Origin of the sequence: Peribacillus simplex NBRC 15720 = DSM 1321 (assembly GCF_002243645.1) — a bacterium.
Taxonomy (GTDB): domain Bacteria; phylum Bacillota; class Bacilli; order Bacillales; family DSM-1321; genus Peribacillus; species Peribacillus simplex.
Genome location: NZ_CP017704.1, coordinates 1899683 through 1919044, shown reverse-complemented (window position 1 = coordinate 1919044; position 19362 = coordinate 1899683). Strand labels below are relative to the sequence as shown.

The window sequence follows — 19362 nt, the reverse complement described above, 5'->3', positions numbered from 1 at the left end:
GGAGAGTGGAATGAATGATGAAAAAATGTATTTTACCTATACTGCTTATCTTGGGGGTGTTATTGGCAGGTTGTTCAAGTGATTCAACGAATGCAGGAGGGAAACAAACGAAAGTGAAGGTAGGGATTAGAAATTCTGAACTTCGAACATGGGAATTTTTAAAGGAACAGGCTGAAAAAGAAGGGGTGGAAATTGAAATTGTTAATTTCTCATCGGCTTATGATCCGAACGAAGCGCTGGCAGAAGGGGATATTGATATCAACGCCTTTCAACATGTTGCCTATTTAGATTCATTTAATGCGAATAATAATACAGACATCGTTCCAATTGGGACTACAATTATTGCTCCTCTCGGTTTGTATTCAAGCAAATATAAATCGGTGGAAGAGATCCCAAATGGTGCACAAATTGCTGTGCCCAATGACCAAGCTAACTGGGGAAGAGCTTTATTGTTATTACAAGAAGCAAAACTCTTAAAGGTTGTGGAAGACTTTGACGGGAATGGTGGACAGGACAAAATAAAGGAAAATCCGAAGAAAATCAAAATTGTTCCTGTCGATGGTGCCAGTGCCCCACGTGTGATGGAAGATACAGCTGGTTCGGTGATTAATAATGGAGTTGCGGTAGAAGCGGGACTAAATTTAAAAGATGCTCTTATTTATGAAAGTAGTACTGCAAAGCCTTATATTAATATCATAGCGGCTAGGAGTAAAGATCAAGACAATGAAATTTACCGAAAATTAGTTGATCTCTATCAATCAGAGAAAACGGCTAAATTTATTGAAGAAACTTACAATGGAAACTATATTCCAACATTCATTTCCTTGAAAGAATTGAGCAGTTATAAAGAGATATATTCTAATAAATAAGGAAGGAGAGATTAGAATGGCTCAAGACAGAAAGATGAAGTTAGCTGCTTATCTGATTGGAACAGGTATGCATGTTGCGTCGTGGCGGCATCCGGCATCAAATCCGAATGCAAGTATTGATGTGAAAGCTTTGCAAAGACTCTCAAAAATTGCGGAAAAAGGGAAATTTGACCTTGCCTTTGTGGCAGATAGCTTGGCCATTAATCATGAATCGCATCCTCAAATACTTAATCGATTTGATCCGATTGTACTAATTACAGCATTAGCTGCAGCGACAGAAAAAATCGGCATTGGGGCGACAGCTTCTACAACGTACAGTGAACCATATGTACTCGCTCGCCAATTTGCTTCTGTTGATCATATAAGCGGCGGACGGGTGGGATGGAATGTTGTTACTACAGCTGATGCGACCGGAGAGACGGCCTTGAATTTCAGTCGTGATAAACATTGGGCACACGATCATCGTTATGAACGAGCGGAGGAGTTCCTCGACGTTGTCCAAGGGTTATGGGATTCGTGGGAAGATGATGCGTTTGTGCATAACAAAGAAACGGGACAATTTTTTAATCCTGATAAAGTGCATGAGCTTCGGTATAAAGGCAACTATTTTTCGGTAAAAGGTCCGTTGAATATTGCACGTTCGGCGCAGGGGCAGCCCGTTATCATTCAAGCGGGTGCGTCAATACCAGGGCAGCGATTAGCCGCTCGAACAGCCGAAGTCGTTTTCACACATTGGGATAACATTGAAGAATCCAAACGATATTATCAAGAATTAAAATCGTCTTTAATGGATTTTGGAAGAGGTGTGGAAGAGCTCCACATCCTTCACGGCATTTCCCCTATTATCGGAGAAACCGAGGAAATAGCCATTCAAAAATACAATAAACTCCAAAGTCTCGTCGACCCTTATGAGAGTTTGAAATTCGTTTCTGGTTATATGGGCAACGTAGATTTTTCAAAATATTCTTTAGATACACCAGCGAAGGATGTTGAATTTCCATCAGTAAATAGCATACAAAGTAACTTTAATGAAATGAAGAAAATTATTGGTGAAGAAGACATAAAAGTGGGTGAATTATATGCGAGATTTTTCAGTCCTGCCAGACGAGATAGATTTGTCGGTACACCAACTCAAGTAGCTGATGAAATGGAGGTATGGTTTACTGAAAAAGCTGCAGATGGCTTTATGCTTCAATTTCCACTGTTACCAGGCGACTTAGAGGATTTCGTCGAGAAGGTTGTTCCAATTTTACAAGAGAGGGGTTTGTTCCGTTTGGACTATGAAGGAGACACTCTCCGTAATCACCTTGGATTAAAGAATCCAAAAAATCGCTTTGCCAATGAAGAAATAGCAAATTATTTGGAATAAGGAATATCTCGCATTTTCATTAGAATCTATTCAAATAAGGTCATATATATGGTGAGGACAAAGAAAAGAGAGACTAAGGAGAAATCCCCAGTCCCTCAAATTCTTTTCTCCTACTCCATATACATAAATGTTTCTTGCTAATAAGCTAAGTTAAGTTCAGCCTTTTCCTGCTTGGAATCCTGGATATTTGGTCATTCCGCCATCAGCATATAAGGTCATTCCCGTTACGTAGCTAGATTCTGCGGACGCTAGCCAAGCGGCACAAGCGGCAATTTGTTCCGGTTTTCCGATGTATCCCATTGGTATCAGGTCGATGACTTCTTGTTTGGCTTTTGGGTCATTGAATTTTTCGGCATTGATGGGTGTGTCGATTGCCCCAGGTGAAATATTATTAATGCGAATCCCTTTAGGAGCATATTCAAGTGCAAGTGTTTCAGTCATCATCTTCACTCCGCCCTTACTTGCTGCATAGTGGACAAAATGAGGCCAAGGTATCCGGTCATGAACGGATGACATGTTAATGATATTGCCCTTGATACCATGATCGAGCATGTAACTGATTGCTTCCCTGCTTGTCAGGAACATCCCCGTTAGATTTACATCGATGACTTTCTGCCAATCTTCCAGAGCCAATTTTTCGCTGGGCACTTCATTTTCAATACCAGCATTGTTGATCATGATGTCGATTGTACCAAAGGTGTCCGCAGCGAATGAAAGCAATTTCTTCACATCAGCTTCCTTTGAAACGTCGCCTTGAATAGCTGCGGCTTTCCCGCCTGCTGTTTCAATCGTTTTGATGATTTCCTCATGGTCACCATTTTCAGTGTGATAATTTAATACGACATGTGCTTTTTCTTTACCGAACCTTTCGGCTATGGCTTTTCCTAACCCTTTTGCCGCCCCAGTAATGACTACCACTTTTTTCTCTAAATCTTCATACATCATTCATCGCTCCTTTGACTATTCTTTTGTGAAGCCTATCATGACTCCGCCAGCAATTACGAGTACACACCCGATGATGACGAAGGCCATTTGCTTTTTGGATTTTTTCTCTCCTAAAAGAAAGATGCCTCCTAAAGTGGAAATGACGATTCCCATTTGGGAAAATGAGAATGCAATGGCAACGCCCACTTTTGGATTAGCGAGCAGGAGACCGATATTACCGACTGCCCACATCAATCCGGTTAGAATATTACGCCTAGCATACTTATTAAACGGTTTATGTTTGATGGAAAGGAGCAGTGCAGCCAGGAACATGCCGATTGCTTGCGGCAGGATCGCCGACCATCCGTCAACTTCATTCCATCTGACAACAATGACATATGTAACATAACCCACCGTTGAAATGGCAAGGTAAAAAACCCCTTTTTTTAAGCTTCCTGCTTTTTTGTTATCACCATCGCCGTAGCTCGTCAGCAAGACACCTGTAATCAAACAGATTATTGCAACAATGCCGATGATGATTGTCATCTTGTCATTCCATTCCCTGAAAATGATAACCGCAAAAAATGTATTTCCTAGAATTTGCAATCCTGTTGAGATGGGGACTGTTTTCGATACCCCGATTTCCTTGACGCTATTGAATTGAAATAACTGCCCGAATGCCCAGCCTATCCCGGAAATGCTGCCGACAATCCACACTAGACTGTTCCATTCCGGCGGATTGATGAAAGACATCATGATGGCGAACAGTAATGAACCGAATGTGATGCCCAGCGTTTGATTATAAGAGTTGCCTCCGAGTTTTTCGGAAACAAGCACTAAGCTGCCCCATGTCAATGCAGGGAGTAGTGCAAAGAGAAAACCTTCCACAAAATTTCATCTCCTAAACTAAAAAACAATGTATTAATGAAAATAAAAAATAGGTAGTTAGTAAGCTATTGAATGTATTTATAGTTTTCCCTTTACACGGGAAAGAAAAACATGGTTTTAATTTACCAATTTGTCATTTTATTTTTCAGGATGGAAACAATGAAATAATAAGTGGTTTATGGTACTTTTAATTTAAAAATAGTTAGGAGAAATAGTATGACGACACTGAATGAATGGTTTGAAAAGGGGATTCCTGCTAAAGAATTTGTATCTTCGATGAAAGTTCATAAAGAAAACTTACAATCAATTCAGGAGGTTTTTTCCATTTCTGTAGAGGACAAAGGGTTCTTTGATGAATTAAAGACGAAGGAAATTCGAGCCATTGTCATTACTGAAGACTGGTGCGGAGACGCGATGATGAATATTCCTATATTGTTGAATATATCTGAAGCGGCAAATATTGAAACTCGCATGGTTTTACGAGATCAAAATCTTGAACTGATAGATCAATACTTAACGAATGGAACAGCGCGTTCGATCCCCATTTTTATATTCATTGATAAGAATGGTGAAGAAAAAGCTGTTTGGGGACCTCGTGCACCAAAGGTACAAGAGTACGTAATGGAGTTGAGGTCTGACCTGCCGGCCAAGGATGATGAACGTTTCGAGGCAGAGCAAAAAGCAGTTATTAAAAAGATAACTGCGGCTTTTGCTGAAGAAAAACACCTGTGGGACGAAGTATACAGTAGCATCAAGGAAGCATTGGGGAGCTGCTGACAGCGGGTATGGCACCTTTTGACCTGTCCAAAAAAAGGGTGGTAAGCCCATTTTAGAGTTTCTTCCATAATTATGGCTGTTTCAAAACGGAGACTGCAACCTGATTGGTTGAATATATAGATACGATTCCTTCTATAGAATTCACTGTTCTTGAGTCCATGGTTTTGGAACAGCCTTTTCATTTTTAAGATTCTGGAATAATTGTAACGCCGATTGTTCGAATAGGAGAGTCTTGTTTAGCACTTTGATTCGTAGCTTTGTAGTATTTCAACATTAAATCGTTCAATTCATTTTGGAAGTTAATAAAGCTTTCATCATCAAGCTTTAGCTCTATAAGGGAAAAGGTTGAACCATCTTCCGCGCAGTCTCTTTCTTCTAATTTAGTAAGATAGTTTTGATATTGAGTCATAAGGGATAATTGATAATAAGAAAAATAGTTCACCTTTTTCTCATTAGAAGATTTTTTCCATTCTTCTCCGCTAAGTCGTGCTTCTTCTTCATTTAAAACATAGTATTTTTCGGAAACGGATCTCACTTTTTTCTCTTTTACAATGCGAATGACCCCTGAATCCAACAAAACCTGTATATGTCTATATAATGTTGCTTGGGGTACATCTTTAATGATTTTTAACATTTCTAATGGTGTTAAACCATTTTCCCTGTTTCTCATTAAAGCTTGGGAAATCTTTATTCTTACAGGGTGTATTAAAATTTCGGCTTTATTAATCATCTTATTCTCCTCATATTGAAAATTATAACTGAATAATTTTTAATCAATTTTAATGTTGACCATGAATTATAAGTTTAATTCGTCATATATTGTAATATTTGAATCATTCTCATTTAAATAAAAATGACAAGGTTCGAAAAATAATATTACCGAAATATTTTTTCGAAGTAAATAATAAGCCTTTTTCAAATAATATCAATTGTGAAAAATTAATAAATATCGCTATATTTTTATTATTATTCATTATGATAATATTATCATTATAAATAACGATAAAAACTAAAACAATATTTTATTAAAGAAATAATAGGTGAAAAATTCCAATTCACATGCTATCATTATCGATAATGATAATAATATTTCGTTTTCAAAGGAGTGATATATATGGAATTGCATTATGGATGGAACGAATTGAAAGATATTGATTTCATGTCTATTCTGCTGGTTATTTTACCGGTGATTGCTATTGGATTGATTTTAGTGCTTATAGCATTAATTGATTTATACAGAAATCGAAAGACGAGGAAAAATGTTTTAGTGTGGACACTCATCATTATTTTTGCAAATACTATCGGTCCAATTCTTTACTTCGTTATTGGTAGAAAGCACAGTGAGAGAATATGAAATTAGAGATTAAAAATGTTACAAAAAAATTCAAAGAAAAAACAGCGGTCAATAATTTTTCAATGGAACTGCAATCAGGGGAATGTGTTGGATTGATAGGGCCAAATGGGGCTGGTAAGTCGACACTAATAAAAGTGATTGCAGATATTATAGATCCAAGTATGGGAGAAGTATTGCTTGATGGTAAGAAAATTTCAAAAATGAAAAAGGAAATAGGCTACTTACCACAATACCCTAACTTCTTTCAATGGATGACTGCCAAAGAAACCCTTACTTTCATGGGGCAGCTCTCGGGTATCAAGAAGGAAGAATTATTAAGCGGCATTCCAGAGATATTGTCGAAAGTGGGGTTGAGCGGGGAAGAGAATTCCAAGGTGCGGACTTTTTCAGGCGGAATGAAACAAAGGCTTGGAATTGCACAGGCGCTGTTACATAAACCAGCATTGATTGTTATGGATGAACCGGTTTCGGCATTAGATCCAATCGGCCGGAGAGAAGTGTTGAATATCATAAAAGAGATAAAGAAAGATACGACAATTTTATTATCGACGCATATATTAAGCGATGCAGAAGAAATATGTGAGAGGTTTGTCATTATAAAAAGTGGTAAAAAAATTGAGGACACAACAATGTCGGAATTATTAAATAGGAATAGCGGAAATAAAATCAATGTCGACATAACCTCTAAAAGTCAAAAATGGATTGAAAATGTTAAAAGCTTGAACTTTGTCAAAGGTGTAGAGGTAATGGGAAATAAATTGAAGATAGAAGTGGAAAACATTGAGTCAAACAAGAATATGTTACTGGCGAATGCTTTGGAGCATAATGTTGATCTTGTAAGGTTCGAAATAGATAACGATACATTGGAAGAGATATTCTTAAAATTGGTGGTGGAAAAGTGAATAATTTTTCTGTTTTAGCTAAAAAGGAATTTATTCAGATGGTACGTGAATTTAAAGTGATTTGGCTGCCGCTTGTATTTATATTATTAGGAATAACTCAACCAGTTGTAAGCTATTATTTACCTTCAATATTAGAGGCACTGGGCGGGGGCCAAGGGATCACCATTGATCCAAGCATGGCTGCCCAAAAAGGCGGCGAAGTTCTTGCTAGTACCTTAGGGTCTCAATTTGATCAGCTAGGGGTCATGATCATCATCGTTTCCATGATGGGAGTCGTACAATCCGATAAAGCAAATGGTATGCTGGCCTTCATTCTTACAAGGCCCGTGACGGTTGGATCTTATATAAGCGGGAAAATCATTTCCAATTATCTGTTTGTTGCTTGCAGTGTAGCATTGGGATATTTGGTTTCATATCTGTATGTAGTTTTTTTGTTTACGAGTGTTGATTTTGCGGATTTAATATTGGCTTTGCTGTTCTATCTGCTGTGGATTCTATTTATCGTTTCATTCACGACGATGATCAGTACCATTTTTAATAGTCAGGGTATTATTGCATTAATTTCTATAGTATTTCTCCTCGGCTGTAGAATCATTGGATTAAGTCCTGTAATTGACAATGTGAATCCGGCAAGCATGAGTAAATATGCCATGGAAGTACTAATTTTAGGCACAGTCAATTCACAGGCGATTTGGGGTGCATTAGCTGCACTTGCGTTGACGGCAGTAACTATATCGGTTACGAACTTATGGATTTCAAAAAAGAAATTCAATAACGAGTAAGTTGGGTATGAAGGAAAAATATATCGACGAAGTCTACAGTTATATCTCCGAAAATAAAAATATATCGACGAAATCTACAGTTATATCTCCGAAAATAGGAATATATCGACGAAATCTACAGTTATATCGACGATTGCATTGCCGGATTAGCATGACACCCGATTTTTATCTGAAATGAAAAAGGACTGATTTTTTACTCAGTCCTTTTTAAATATTGGAATGGAAATTGAGAGGCCGTTCCGTGCTTTAGAGTCTATAAACATCGATGCAGATCACTTAAATGAGAAACATCGCGACTATCGTAGTGACTGCTAAACCAATGGTTACCGGAAGCAGATTCCGGCGGGCGAGTTCAAAGGGACTGACGTTACATATAGCAGCGGCTGGTATCAATGCCCATGGAATAAGGGTACCTCCACCAACCCAAATCGCTGTTATTTGCCCGAGTGCAGTCAAGGTGGCGGTTCCGCTTCCGATTGCCGTGCCAAAAAGTTTGGCGACAGATCCCGCTAAAGAAATGCCTGAGAAGCCTGATCCATCCAAGCCCGTGATGGCACCGATGCCGGTTAATGTGACGGCAGCTATTTCTTTCGTTAAAGGAACGGAGGCCGCTAAGGCGGCACCAAGGTCATTGACGATGCCGAGTGACGTTTTTGGTAAGTAGTCACCGATGATCTGATTGAATCCAGAATCACCTAAATAGAAGAATGCAGCGATTGGAATGACGGGTCCGAATACTTTGAAGCCAAATTGAAAACCTTGAATCAAATAGGCCGTTGATTTTTCAAGGCCTTGTTGTTTATGTGCGACAAGAGATAAAATCAGCAAAATGAAAACGGCTGTACCGCCAACCAATGCTGTTGCATCTCCGCCTTGCAACTTCAAAATCGACAATGCCACAACATCCAACAGAAAGGCGATCGGAATGAAAATGGCAAAAAACTTCTTTTGTGTCAGTGTAAGCAGATCTTCACTGATTGTTTGATCTTGGACGATTCCCTCATTATCCGCCGCCTTGATTCTTCCAAGCTTCATATCCCGCTTTAAAAGGATAAAGGCGGAGAGTGTGGTGACGACCCCCATTGTAATGACAAGGGGGATGCTTGCAGCGATGACATCACCGACTGGTATGGAAGCCGCATCACCCGTTAGTTTAGGGGCAGCCTGAATTATGAAATCCCCTGATAATGCTATTCCGTGACCAAAAAGGTTCATCGCCATTGCCACGCCAAGGGCAGGTAAACCAGCCCGTAAGGCAACGGGGAGCAGAACAGCCCCAAGTAAGGCAACGGCAGGTGATGGCCAGAAAAACCAGGATATGATCATCATGACGATTCCAATTACCCAAAAGGCAAGTGTAGGATTCTTAATGAATTTCGCAAACGGTGCAATCATGACATCATTAATGCCGGACTTCGTTAAAACCGTGCTCATGGCAACGATGATTGAAATGATTAAAATCGTGGACATTAATTCCGTGATTGCGAAAATGAAGCTGTTGAATATCCCGCTTATGGAGGATGCTAAACTGCCTGTAGCCACTAAAGCCAAAAGGAAAATACCAATTATACAGATGAGGGTAGTATCACGACGTTTTACCATAAACCCGATTATCAATGCAATAAATACAACATAAATCCAATGGAGTGCCGTTAATTCCATCTCCATGATCCGTCCCCCTCATAAATGTGCCTAGTTACAGATTATGAGGGAGGTACGGGGTGGTGAGTTGTTTCATAAATTAAAAGGCTTATCTTCTTTATTTTCACTAATGAGGTAAATAACGAGATCACAATCCCAGCTAATTCAAAAAAATATAGTAGATTAGGTGTATGGTCAGATATTACTTTCAAGAGATTTAAACACGAAGTGAAAAATCCTACTGGAAAGATTATAAATACTTTTTATTCAAATACTGCATATGGTGTAGGTGCTCCTTATATAAAAGTTAAATATAAATAAGATATGTTCAATTTAGTTTAGTTTAGTCTACTTTAAAAGCCAGAGATGCCTCTTCATTAAAAATATTCCCCAAGCCAGTTAGGACCCGTAAAACAACGGGGAGCAGAACAGGCCCAAGTGAATTGCTTCATAAATTAAAAGGCTTATCTTCTTTATTTTCAACATTACTTCAAGTATTCTTAACTTGAATAGCAACTACTGTAAATGAGGGATAAGCGGTGAAGCAAATATATAGTGATGTCATACAATTTCGGGGTACACATTATGAGTTTGGATACATGCAAGGGGAGGAATTAAAAGATTCACTAACGGTAAAAAATCGTGAAGATCAGTGGAAGATTAGGCAGCCTCGGTTTACGGTTGAAGAAGAAGAGGTCAAGACAGCAATTACACAATTCGCACCTGGAGTTTGGGAAGAATTACTGGGGTTGCAAGAAGCGCTGAAATGGCCAATGGACCGCGTGCTGCAAGAATTCGGTGGATACCGATTGGATTATGTTCGGTCGGGATGCTCCATCATGACAGGCGATGATTATCTCATTCGCAATTATGATTACCACCCAAAGACTTATGAAGGACGCTATGTCTTATTCCAGCCAACCGATCAAGGGTATTCAAGCATCGGCCCGAGTCAGCGAGGGACTGGCCGGATGGATGGAATGAACGAAAAAGGGTTGGTGATAGGATATAACTTCATGAATCGCAAGAACCCTGGTGATGGTTTCATTTGTTGCATGATTGGCAGACTGATTATTGAATCTTGTGCGAACGTTCAGGAAGCGGTCGCGATGTTGAAGGAAATCCCGCATCGTCATTCTTTCACTTACGTCGTCTATGATAAAAGCGGAAGTACCTATATTGTGGAGACCTCTCCGAGAAATGTAGAGGTGCGCACGTCAAATGCCTGTACCAATCACTTTGAAATCATGAAAAATGAAAACCGTAACCATCTTATCGATTCGAAACGCCGATTGGAGATTATACAAGATCATGAAGGGAAACTTTCATCAGCCTACGATGCTTATAGGTTGTTTAATGATACCAACCAAGGGGTCTTCTCGGATTTATATAGCAGCTGGGCGGGAACGATTCATACATCCGCTTATTTACCTCAGGAGATGAAAGCTTGGATTGCATTGGGAGGGAACCAGGAGCCGACTTCAATAGATTTTGCGAAATGGCTCGAAGGGGAAGATGTTGAGTTAGAACGAATCAAAGGTGTAATTGATACGGATATTCCATTTGTGCATATGGATGAGGGAGCGAATTGGTTTCGGAATTGAACGTCTTTAAGTAAATTTGAACCTTACGTTGTTAGCAGGCCCAATCCTTGGATTGGGCTTTTGCTGTTCTAATTTTAGGCAAAAGAATCCTGGTACTATTTATTAGTGGATCTTCCAGTAATATAATATGATAGAGTAACATATTTTGGATTGGGGACAAGAAGCTGGAAGTCTGTTTGTGTGTCGTTCTTGTACAATGAATAAGGGGATGAGCGAATGTTTTCGACAGCTATTGGTTGGTTTCGGTTTATTACAATAATTGAGGGAATCTCGTATGTTCTATTGCTTGCCATTGGTATGCCCATTAAGTACATATTGGATATTGGGGAAGCAACACTCATTTTAGGCAGCATCCATGGTTTCTTATTTGTCGTGTTTGGGCTTTTATTACTTTATGTGAGCATCGTATCAAAATGGTCCTTTTTAAAAATGGCGATGATTTTCATCGTTTCATTCATCCCATTTGGAAATTTTGTAATCGATCGCAGGCTATTGAAGCAAGGTTAAATGATAAAGAACCATGCCCTGATACTTTTACTTTTGAAAAATCCATAATAAAAACGTCTTTCTATTTAAATGGAAGGCGTTTTTTTTATGGATTTAAGCTTGCTGTAAGGTTGGCACAAAGATGCTGTAAGAATGAGCATGTAAAGTATAAGAATCAACAATACTGAAGAGGTGAAACAAATGGAACCATTATTAAAAGTGGAAAATATAAAAAAAACATATGGTAAATCAAGCGCTGCCTACACAGCGTTGGAAAATATATCTTTTGACATTCATGAAGGAGAGTTTGTAGGGATCATGGGACCTTCTGGAGCGGGGAAATCGACGTTGCTCAATATGTTAGCAACCATTGACTCGCCGACTGAAGGGGAAATTTATATGAATGATACGAGCATTCACGATATGAAAGGAGCTGACTTAACGGATTTCAGACGTGATAATCTTGGTTTCATCTTCCAGGATTACAATTTGCTAGACTCATTGACTGTGAAGGAAAATATATTATTACCACTGGCGATTGCGAAAATTCCAGCAAACGAAATTACTACCTTGGTGAATCGTATTGCTAAAGCATTTGGGATTGAAGATTTATTAGCTAAATATCCATACCAAATCTCCGGAGGGCAAAAGCAAAGAACAGCTGCAGCCAGAGCGCTTGTGACAGAGCCTGCATTGATCCTGGCTGATGAGCCAACAGGTGCACTTGATTCTAAATCAGCAACTGGTTTGCTGGAAAGTTTAAGTGAACTAAATGAAAATAATAATTCCACCATCATGTTGGTGACACATGATGCATATGCCGCAAGCTTCTGCCGGCGGATCATTTTCATCAAGGATGGTACGCTTTCAACAGAAATATATCGTCGTGGTCAATCACGTAAAGCTTTCTTCCAAGAAATTATGGATGTCCTTGCAACAATTGGAGGTGAGGTAGATGACGTTATTTAGTCTAGCGAGAAAAAATATTGCTCGAAACTTCTCCCAATATTTTTTATATATCGCATCCATGGTATTTAGCATTATCATCTACTTCACATTTGTAACATTAAAATATAGCGATACAGTTGCAGAACATACGGCTTCATCACAGAAATTAGATTCATTAATGAGTGGTGCGGCAGTCATCCTGATTTTCTTCGTTGCCATTTTTATTGCCTATTCCAATTCATTTTTTATGAAAAAACGTAAAAAAGAAGTGGCATTATATGCATTGCTTGGCGTACGTAATCGTCAGATTGGTTTGATGCTCTTCTTTGAAAACCTATTGCTAGGTTTGGTTTCATTAGTTGTGGGGATTTTACTTGGATTTCTTTGTTCAAAAGGGTTCATGACGATTTTGATCTATTTAATGGGCTATGATGTCATAGCACCATTTACATTTTCGGGATCTGCAGCTTTGAACACCTCTCTCGTATTTCTTATTATTTTCTTGGTGACATCATTCCAGGGCTATCGTTTGATTTATCAATTTAAATTAATTGATCTCTTCCATGCATCGAAAAAGGGGGAGGTTGCTCCGAAGCCATCAATGATTGTAGCCTTTCTGGGAATTTTCCTGATTGTCATGGGTTATTGGTTGGCGATGCAAGATCTTTTTACTTCTAAAGTGTGGGAAAAAGTCGGCTTTTTAATGACGGCACTCATTATTTTGACAACTGTTATTGCCGGTACGTTTTTATTGTTTCATAGCGTGACAGGCTTTGTGTTAGCGGTGATTAAGAAAAATGAAAAATGGCTATGGAAAGGTCTGCATCTGATGACGATCTCGCAACTGCTATATCGCATTCGGGGTAATGCACGTACATTGACCGTAATTGCGGTGTTAAGTGCTACAACGGTAACAGCTGGCGGTTCGGTTTATGGTCTTTATTACAACGCGAATGACCAAGTTATGACCGTTGATCCGAATACCTTCATGTATCAGCAAACGGATGCAAATAGCGATCATCAAGTCAGCGCTGTATTGCCAGATACAAAGTATGATGAAAATGTCGAAGCACTATCTGTCACATTTAATACGAAAGAATTTAATAAGGGATCTGCATTCGATAGCTCGGATAAAAGAATTTACACGGTTATCGATGAAAGAACATATAACGAATTAGCAGAAGTGCAAGGCAAGGAAGCACTGCATGTGAATAATGGCAAAGCAGTCATTTTAGATATTGGATATGACAAAAGATTCTCACCTGAATACAAGGACAAGACCATCAGGACAGAAAACAACACGGCAATCACATTCCAAAGCTTTAAAACACAAACAGTATTAAATGCCGGAACAGCAGGCATTGCAGTGGTCGTATCGAATGATCAATTTAAATCATTGCAAAAAGAAGGGGAAGAGCTAAAATATCGTGTCATCGGTGTTGATCATGCTTCCACGGATTTATCTGGAAAAATTGCAAAACAAGTACCTGAAGAAGCGCTATTTTCTAGTGCCCCTCAAGATTTCCAAACAAGCATCGAAAGTGTAGGCTCATTGCTATTTATCGGAAGTTTTCTTGGTCTGGTTTTTTTAGCGGCAACAGGCAGTATCATTTACTTTAAAGTTCTAACGGAAGCAGAGGAAGATAAATCACAATACAATATGCTTCATAAAATGGGCGTTAACGCAAAAGAAATGCGGAAATCCATTGCATCACAAGTGTTTGTAATCTTTTTCGTTCCACTGGCAGTGGGGTTATTACACAGTGCGGTTGCTTTAAAAGCCTTCTCGGGCTTATTGATGATGAATCTTGCAAAACCTGTGTTGATCTGGATGATCGCTTATACGGTTATTTACGGTCTGTATTATATCTTAACGGTAGCTTCCTATAATCGTATTATCACACAAAATAATAAAACAGAAGGATGATCGAGATGAAGAAATTTCTTATGGTAGTTGGCATTTTGTTTATACTGGGAGCGGCAGGAGTCTTCGCGCTTACTAAAATAGACTTTAACCGCATGAATGCCGATAATTATTATTTGCAAATTACTGAGGATGGGGTACAACATGAAACCAAACTGGATGATGGTTCAGTGATGACTTATTATTCTTATAAACTGGATGCCAAAAATGCAGATGGTGAAACGATACCGCTTGAATTCACGGCACAAAAAAATCTTCGAAAAGATGCTTACTTAAAGATGTACGTGAAAAATGGTGATGAAGTTTCGTCATATGATGAAGTGAAATTTGAGGATATTCCAAAAAAGGCACAAACAAAATAAATAGGAAAGAAGGGTTGTCTGTAAGTTATGGACAGCCCTTTCTCTGTAAGAAAAATAATTATAAAAGTATCGTAATTGTGGTTCCCTTATTTTCAATGCTAGTCAAATCCAGTTTACCTTTATGAGCCAGAATAATGTCCCTTGCAATGGCCATTCCTAAACCGGTCCCATGTGTACTGGCAGTATTCGTACCTCGATAGTAGCGTTCAAAAACCTGTTCTAAATCTTTGGCGGGAATACCGCGGCCATTATCGGCAATCGTAATTTGGGTATGCAGTTCTGATTGTAGATGAATATCATCAATTTGTATTTTCACAACGACATTTTCCTCGTTATGCACGAGTGCATTATAGATAAGGTTAAAAATCGCCCGTTTCAGCAATTTTTTATCCACTTTATGTGTTGCTTTGTCCACATTTGCCACAAACTCAACCTGTTGATCACCAAATTGTGAATCATTTAAAAGCTCGATCGTCATTTCTCTTATAAACCCAACGATATCAACATCTTCAAATTGCAAGGGAAGTCGTTGGTTGCGCAAACGCATCGTTAAATTCAGGTCATCCAACAAATCTTTCATATAAACGGACTGTCTATTAATAATGGATGTAAACTCATACAATTCATGTGGTGTTAATTCAGTGGCGTTATCTTTCATCAATTCTGTATAACCATGGATAGAAGCAAGTGGTGTCCTCATGTCATGAGAAACATTGCTAATCCATTCCTCACGCATTTGGTCGAGTTGATTACGTTCTTTTTCATACTGATCCAATTTCACCGATAGTTCATTCATATTGCGAAATACATCTTCATAAACGCCTTTTGGTATGCTCATTTTTTTAAAGCGCCGCTCCCGAAGCTGCTGAATTCCTTCTATTAATATGTTCAGCGGACTCGTTAATTTTTTTCCAAATAAGAATCCAATGACTAATGCAATAATGATATCCACGATTAAAAATATTACTAGTAAGATGTTAAAGTTCTTAAAAACTTTTTCATAATCATAAGTAATTACATAGCGGCCAATTCCCTGTTCCTTAACTCCTACAAAATAGCTGAAATTATGGGCTTCGCCGACAAAAACAGTCGTCTCTGCATCAATTTCCTTATACTTATACATTTGGACGATTTCAATAGGAGAATATACGGTTTGCAATTTTTGAGGTGTATAAAAGGCTGCAACTTGCTCACCCTTATCATTCAAAAATTGTATCCAGGCGTTATTGTTCCTCAGTTTTTTAAGCCCTTCTTCATTTACGATTGGTTTGTTATCTTTTAGTTCCACATATTGTGAAAATGTTCTGCTAAAGTTTTCTGCAGATACTTCTTCTGCCTCGAAATTATGCATGGCTCGATAAAAGAGTAGAGATAAAAGTAAAATTGTATTTACGATCCCTACGATTACAACAATTGTCACAACGGATCCTAAAAAGCGCCGTGTCAATTTCCACTTCATCTTGATTCACCCTTGGTTTGTAATTTATAACCAAGTCCTTTAACGGTTATTAAAAAAGAAGGCTTTGAAGGATCTGCCTCGATTTTTTCGCGTAAACGGCGAATATGTACCATCACTGTATTATCAGAGCCAAAGAAATCATCGCCCCACACATGTTCAAATAAAGTTTCCTTGCTCAAAATCTGATTCGGGTGATGCATAAAACAGCTCATCAGTCCGATTTCTTTAGCTGTGAGCTCAAGCGTTTTGCCATCCTTTTTCACTTCATTTTCATTTGCACTAAGCTCAAAAGGACCAACTTGAAATTTTTTCGGAGTCGCTTTTTCCTCTGAAAAGCCCGCACGCCTCAGCTGCGCCTTTACTCGATATGCAACTTCTTTCGGACTGAATGGCTTGGTAATATAATCATCCCCGCCAATCGCCAACCCTAAAAGCTTATCAATTTCCTCATCCTTTGCCGACAAAAATAAAATGGGCACATTCGACACTTCACGAATTTGCTTGCATAAATCATAGCCTTCACCATCTGGCAACATAATATCTAGCAAGACTAGTGATGGATGGAACTTCTGAAACTTTACCCACCCATCCGCAATCGTCCCCGCCGTAACAATATTCGGGATACCTTCTTTATGTAAAACTGTCTCCATGAGACGTGCCAAATCTTCTTCATCGTCAATAATTAAAATCCACTGATCATTAGACATTCTTCTACCTCCCAAACATCAATCATACCCTACAGTATAGAGTACCCCTTAAGAAAAAATAAGGGGAGGAAAAGATTTTTAACGAACTCATTCCATTATCTTCACGAAACAGAGTGGAAAAAACGAAAGTACCATTACATGAAAAATTACTGTAGTGATCCGGATTCTGATGCGTGGTTCTTATTTTGTTAAGGGAGTTTCCGAAAGAAGATCGTGCTTCATACTGATTTGGTAAAGGTTGTATGATAAACTGTTTAAAGTATTGTTAGGAATATTATGCTAGGTAATATGATTAAGGAATTCGTTGCTGTTCTTTTGACCCAAATCTTTCTATAAAAGTATGTAGCGAATGTGGAAGAATAAAAGGAGAAAAATATAATGGAAACAAAAAAGGTGTTACCCGTACTTTTTTTAGTGATGTTTTTAGTCATGGTCGGATTTGGTATCATCATTCCCGTCATTCCGTTCCTTGCTGAAAAGGTAGGTGGCAGTCCTACACAACTTGGTCTTTTAATGGCTGTTTATTCACTGATGCAATTATTTTTTGCCCCGATGTGGGGACGTATATCTGACCGGATAGGACGTAAGCCTGTCATGATAATCGGGATTGCTGGACTGGCCCTTTCGTTTTTCATCCAGGCTTCGGCAGATTCCTTATGGGTATTATTTGTAGCCAGAATCATTGGCGGGATTTTGTCATCGGCAAACATGCCGACCGCAATGGCGTATGTGGCTGATATCACGACGCCGGAAGATCGGGGAAAAGGGATGGGAATCATCGGGGCCGCTACAGGGCTTGGATTCATCTTTGGACCTGCGATTGGCGGGGTATTCTCCAAATCAAGTTTGAATTTACCGTTTTACATTGCTGGAATTTCCTCTTTGATTACTTTATTCTTAGTGATTGCGATACTGAAGGAATCACATACAGTTGAAAAGAGGGCCCAACAGTCAAAAAATAAAGAGTCCATGTGGAAAGCCTTTAAAGGGCCTCTTAAAACCATGTTTTTCCTGCAATTGATCGTTACTCTTTCAATGGCAGGACTCGAAACGACTTTTGCCTATTTTGCAGCCAAAAAGGCTGATATAAGTCTTGTACAATTAGGCTATATCTTTATGATCATGGGGGTTGGAAGTGCGATCGTTCAAGGTGGATTAGTGGGTAGGATGACAAAGAAATATGGGGAAGGCGCTGTCATAAGAATGGGAATCATCGTATCGGCAGTTGGTTTCATTCTGATCCTGTTTTCTTCCGGTTTTTGGACATCGGCGGTCTTCCTGACGATTTTCGGAGTGGGTAATGGGTTCATCCGGCCGGCAATTTCGGCACTGTTGACCAAAAGTTCAATGACAGGCCATGGCAGTGTCACTGGACTGCTATCTTCCTTCGACTCGTTCGGCAGGATTGCAGGTCCTCCGATAGGCGGTTGGTTATTTTCGATTTCGATTGATTTACCATTTATATCGGGCGCGATCCTTTCCGTTTTTGCTTTGATTCTTTTTCAGTTATACCATGTAAGGACACAGACTAGACAGGTCCAAGCATCTCATTAATTTAATGATGGGCAAAAACCCCCATTTCTAAAAAATGGGGGGCCGCGAGCGGTGCTTGAATAGCACCGTTTTTTATTGAATCATATTGAGGAATTTACGTGTACGCGCTTCTTTAGGGTTTGTAAAAATTTGCTCGGGTTTTCCCCGCTCCATTATTTTTCCTTCATCCATGAAAATGACTTCGTCGGCGACTTCACGGGCGAAACGCATTTCATGGGTTACCACGATCATTGTCATGCCTTCTTCTTTCGCCAGGTCTTTCATGACCTGTAACACATCTCCAACCAGTTCTGGATCTAAAGCGGAAGTGGGTTCATCGAATAGCATGACCTTAGGCTCCATGGCCAGGGCCCTGGCAATTCCGACTCGTTGCTGCTGTCCGCCGGACAATTGAAACGGATAAAAATCGATTTTTTCACCTAAGCCCACTTTTGTAAGAAGGGCAGCAGCAGTTTCTTTCGCTTGATGTTTGGCTATGTTTTTTACTATGATGGGGCCTTCCATTACATTTTCCAATGCTGTTTTGTGGGGGAAGAGGTTATAGCTTTGAAAAACCATCCCTGTCAAACTGCGAAAAGATGTAATCGATTTTTTTCTAACGGTTTTTTTGAAGTCCATTACCGTTTCATCGATTTCAATCGTCCCGTCCGTTGGCACCTCAAGGAGATTCAAACACCGAAGAAAGGTTGTTTTGCCTGAACCCGAAGGACCGATCAATACAATGACTTTACCTTGCTCCACTTCCAAATCGATGCCCTTTAAAACTTCAAGGTCACCAAACGATTTATGAAGATTCTTAATGTTGATCATTT

The 19362-nt window shown here is 39.2% G+C and carries 19 protein-coding genes; 12 read left to right on the top strand and 7 right to left on the bottom strand.

All coding sequences use genetic code 11. The features are described 5' to 3' along the window. Positions 1 to 17 precede the first annotated feature (17 nt). Positions 18 to 869, top strand: a complete 852-nt coding sequence (locus tag BS1321_RS09140) for a MetQ/NlpA family ABC transporter substrate-binding protein (protein ID WP_081113016.1) — start codon at positions 18 to 20, stop codon at positions 867 to 869. Between the two features lie 16 nt (positions 870 to 885). Next, on the top strand, positions 886 to 2238 hold the full coding sequence (locus BS1321_RS09135) for an LLM class flavin-dependent oxidoreductase (RefSeq protein WP_063234760.1): 1353 nt from the start codon (positions 886 to 888) through the stop codon (positions 2236 to 2238). 156 nt (positions 2239 to 2394) lie between these two features. Here the strand turns inward: BS1321_RS09135 and BS1321_RS09130 are convergent, their stop codons facing one another. Next, a complete protein-coding gene (locus BS1321_RS09130) occupies positions 2395 to 3180 on the bottom strand; it encodes a glucose-1-dehydrogenase (protein WP_063234761.1) in 786 nt (261 codons plus the stop codon). A gap of 18 nt (positions 3181 to 3198) precedes the next feature. Continuing rightward, positions 3199 to 4050 carry a GRP family sugar transporter gene (locus BS1321_RS09125; protein ID WP_063234762.1) on the bottom strand — a complete coding sequence of 284 codons (852 nt, stop codon included), beginning with the start codon at positions 4048 to 4050 and terminating at the stop codon, positions 3199 to 3201. Positions 4051 to 4266: 216 nt separating this feature from the next. Here BS1321_RS09125 and BS1321_RS09120 point away from each other — a divergent pair, with 216 nt between their 5' ends. Then, positions 4267 to 4827, top strand: coding sequence for a thioredoxin family protein (locus BS1321_RS09120; RefSeq protein ID WP_063234763.1), 561 nt, complete (start codon positions 4267 to 4269; stop codon positions 4825 to 4827). A gap of 184 nt (positions 4828 to 5011) precedes the next feature. Here BS1321_RS09120 and BS1321_RS09115 read toward each other — a convergent pair whose 3' ends face one another. Continuing rightward, the gene (locus BS1321_RS09115) at positions 5012 to 5557 is read right to left on the bottom strand and encodes a helix-turn-helix domain-containing protein (protein ID WP_063234764.1); all 546 of its coding nucleotides are present in this window, start codon (positions 5555 to 5557) and stop codon (positions 5012 to 5014) included. A gap of 384 nt (positions 5558 to 5941) precedes the next feature. Here BS1321_RS09115 and BS1321_RS09110 point away from each other — a divergent pair, with 384 nt between their 5' ends. From BS1321_RS09110 to BS1321_RS09100, 3 genes are read left to right on the top strand one after another with little or no spacing between them, the layout of a single operon-like run. Further along, positions 5942 to 6181 carry a PLD nuclease N-terminal domain-containing protein gene (locus tag BS1321_RS09110; protein ID WP_063234765.1) on the top strand — a complete coding sequence of 80 codons (240 nt, stop codon included), beginning with the start codon at positions 5942 to 5944 and terminating at the stop codon, positions 6179 to 6181. Beyond that, positions 6178 to 7083: an ABC transporter ATP-binding protein gene (locus tag BS1321_RS09105; protein WP_063234766.1), complete on the top strand. Its 906-nt coding sequence runs from the start codon at positions 6178 to 6180 to the stop codon at positions 7081 to 7083. The genes BS1321_RS09110 and BS1321_RS09105 overlap by 4 nt, the downstream gene beginning before the upstream one ends. Further along, positions 7080 to 7865, top strand: coding sequence for an ABC transporter permease (locus BS1321_RS09100; protein ID WP_063234767.1), 786 nt, complete (start codon positions 7080 to 7082; stop codon positions 7863 to 7865). The genes BS1321_RS09105 and BS1321_RS09100 overlap by 4 nt, the downstream gene beginning before the upstream one ends. A 276-nt stretch (positions 7866 to 8141) precedes the next feature. On the opposite strand, the gene BS1321_RS09095 is transcribed toward BS1321_RS09100, so the two are convergent. Next, positions 8142 to 9533 carry a hypothetical protein gene (locus tag BS1321_RS09095; protein ID WP_063234768.1) on the bottom strand — a complete coding sequence of 464 codons (1392 nt, stop codon included), beginning with the start codon at positions 9531 to 9533 and terminating at the stop codon, positions 8142 to 8144. 512 nt (positions 9534 to 10045) lie between these two features. On the opposite strand from BS1321_RS09095, the gene BS1321_RS09090 reads away from it, so the two are divergent. The 5 genes from BS1321_RS09090 (at position 10046) to BS1321_RS09070 (ending at position 14830) form a co-directional block, all read left to right on the top strand. Continuing rightward, positions 10046 to 11110: a C45 family autoproteolytic acyltransferase/hydrolase gene (locus BS1321_RS09090; RefSeq protein WP_063234769.1), complete on the top strand. Its 1065-nt coding sequence runs from the start codon at positions 10046 to 10048 to the stop codon at positions 11108 to 11110. Between the two features lie 216 nt (positions 11111 to 11326). Continuing rightward, positions 11327 to 11617 (top strand): DUF3817 domain-containing protein, encoded by a 291-nt coding sequence (locus BS1321_RS09085; protein WP_063234770.1) that lies wholly within the window; start codon positions 11327 to 11329, stop codon positions 11615 to 11617. A gap of 180 nt (positions 11618 to 11797) precedes the next feature. After that, positions 11798 to 12565 (top strand): ABC transporter ATP-binding protein, encoded by a 768-nt coding sequence (locus BS1321_RS09080; protein WP_063234771.1) that lies wholly within the window; start codon positions 11798 to 11800, stop codon positions 12563 to 12565. Next, entirely contained in the window at positions 12552 to 14471 is a 1920-nt protein-coding gene (locus BS1321_RS09075) for an ABC transporter permease (protein ID WP_063234772.1), read from the top strand. The genes BS1321_RS09080 and BS1321_RS09075 overlap by 14 nt, the downstream gene beginning before the upstream one ends. 5 nt (positions 14472 to 14476) lie before the next feature. Then, positions 14477 to 14830 (top strand): YxeA family protein, encoded by a 354-nt coding sequence (locus tag BS1321_RS09070; protein ID WP_063234773.1) that lies wholly within the window; start codon positions 14477 to 14479, stop codon positions 14828 to 14830. A gap of 58 nt (positions 14831 to 14888) precedes the next feature. Here the strand turns inward: BS1321_RS09070 and BS1321_RS09065 are convergent, their stop codons facing one another. Together BS1321_RS09065 and BS1321_RS09060 are read right to left on the bottom strand one after the other, a co-directional pair. Then, positions 14889 to 16289, bottom strand: a complete 1401-nt coding sequence (locus BS1321_RS09065) for a sensor histidine kinase (protein WP_063234774.1) — start codon at positions 16287 to 16289, stop codon at positions 14889 to 14891. After that, positions 16286 to 16996, bottom strand: coding sequence for a response regulator transcription factor (locus BS1321_RS09060; RefSeq protein WP_063234775.1), 711 nt, complete (start codon positions 16994 to 16996; stop codon positions 16286 to 16288). The genes BS1321_RS09065 and BS1321_RS09060 overlap by 4 nt, the downstream gene beginning before the upstream one ends. 378 nt (positions 16997 to 17374) lie before the next feature. Between BS1321_RS09060 and BS1321_RS09055 the strand changes: the two genes are divergently transcribed. Next, positions 17375 to 18550 carry an MFS transporter gene (locus BS1321_RS09055; RefSeq protein WP_063234776.1) on the top strand — a complete coding sequence of 392 codons (1176 nt, stop codon included), beginning with the start codon at positions 17375 to 17377 and terminating at the stop codon, positions 18548 to 18550. Positions 18551 to 18622: 72 nt separating this feature from the next. Here BS1321_RS09055 and BS1321_RS09050 read toward each other — a convergent pair whose 3' ends face one another. Beyond that, positions 18623 to 19360, bottom strand: a complete 738-nt coding sequence (locus BS1321_RS09050) for an amino acid ABC transporter ATP-binding protein (protein ID WP_063234777.1) — start codon at positions 19358 to 19360, stop codon at positions 18623 to 18625. Positions 19361 to 19362: the final 2 nt, after the last annotated feature.

Bases quoted from the DNA above. Each gene is read 5' to 3' on its own strand.
- BS1321_RS09140 (WP_081113016.1), top strand. From the start codon at position 18: ATGAAAAAATGTATTTTACCTATACTGCTTATCTTGGGGGTGTTATTG.
- BS1321_RS09135 (WP_063234760.1), top strand. From the start codon at position 886: ATGGCTCAAGACAGAAAGATGAAGTTAGCTGCTTATCTGATTGGAACA.
- BS1321_RS09130 (WP_063234761.1), bottom strand. From the start codon at position 3,180: ATGTATGAAGATTTAGAGAAAAAAGTGGTAGTCATTACTGGGGCGGCA.
- BS1321_RS09120 (WP_063234763.1), top strand. From the start codon at position 4,267: ATGACGACACTGAATGAATGGTTTGAAAAGGGGATTCCTGCTAAAGAA.
- BS1321_RS09115 (WP_063234764.1), bottom strand. From the start codon at position 5,557: ATGATTAATAAAGCCGAAATTTTAATACACCCTGTAAGAATAAAGATT.
- BS1321_RS09110 (WP_063234765.1), top strand. From the start codon at position 5,942: ATGGAATTGCATTATGGATGGAACGAATTGAAAGATATTGATTTCATG.
- BS1321_RS09105 (WP_063234766.1), top strand. From the start codon at position 6,178: ATGAAATTAGAGATTAAAAATGTTACAAAAAAATTCAAAGAAAAAACA.
- BS1321_RS09095 (WP_063234768.1), bottom strand. From the start codon at position 9,533: ATGGAGATGGAATTAACGGCACTCCATTGGATTTATGTTGTATTTATT.
- BS1321_RS09085 (WP_063234770.1), top strand. From the start codon at position 11,327: ATGTTTTCGACAGCTATTGGTTGGTTTCGGTTTATTACAATAATTGAG.
- BS1321_RS09080 (WP_063234771.1), top strand. From the start codon at position 11,798: ATGGAACCATTATTAAAAGTGGAAAATATAAAAAAAACATATGGTAAA.
- BS1321_RS09075 (WP_063234772.1), top strand. From the start codon at position 12,552: ATGACGTTATTTAGTCTAGCGAGAAAAAATATTGCTCGAAACTTCTCC.
- BS1321_RS09070 (WP_063234773.1), top strand. From the start codon at position 14,477: ATGAAGAAATTTCTTATGGTAGTTGGCATTTTGTTTATACTGGGAGCG.
- BS1321_RS09065 (WP_063234774.1), bottom strand. From the start codon at position 16,289: ATGAAGTGGAAATTGACACGGCGCTTTTTAGGATCCGTTGTGACAATT.
- BS1321_RS09060 (WP_063234775.1), bottom strand. From the start codon at position 16,996: ATGTCTAATGATCAGTGGATTTTAATTATTGACGATGAAGAAGATTTG.
- BS1321_RS09055 (WP_063234776.1), top strand. From the start codon at position 17,375: ATGGAAACAAAAAAGGTGTTACCCGTACTTTTTTTAGTGATGTTTTTA.
- BS1321_RS09050 (WP_063234777.1), bottom strand. From the start codon at position 19,360: ATGATCAACATTAAGAATCTTCATAAATCGTTTGGTGACCTTGAAGTT.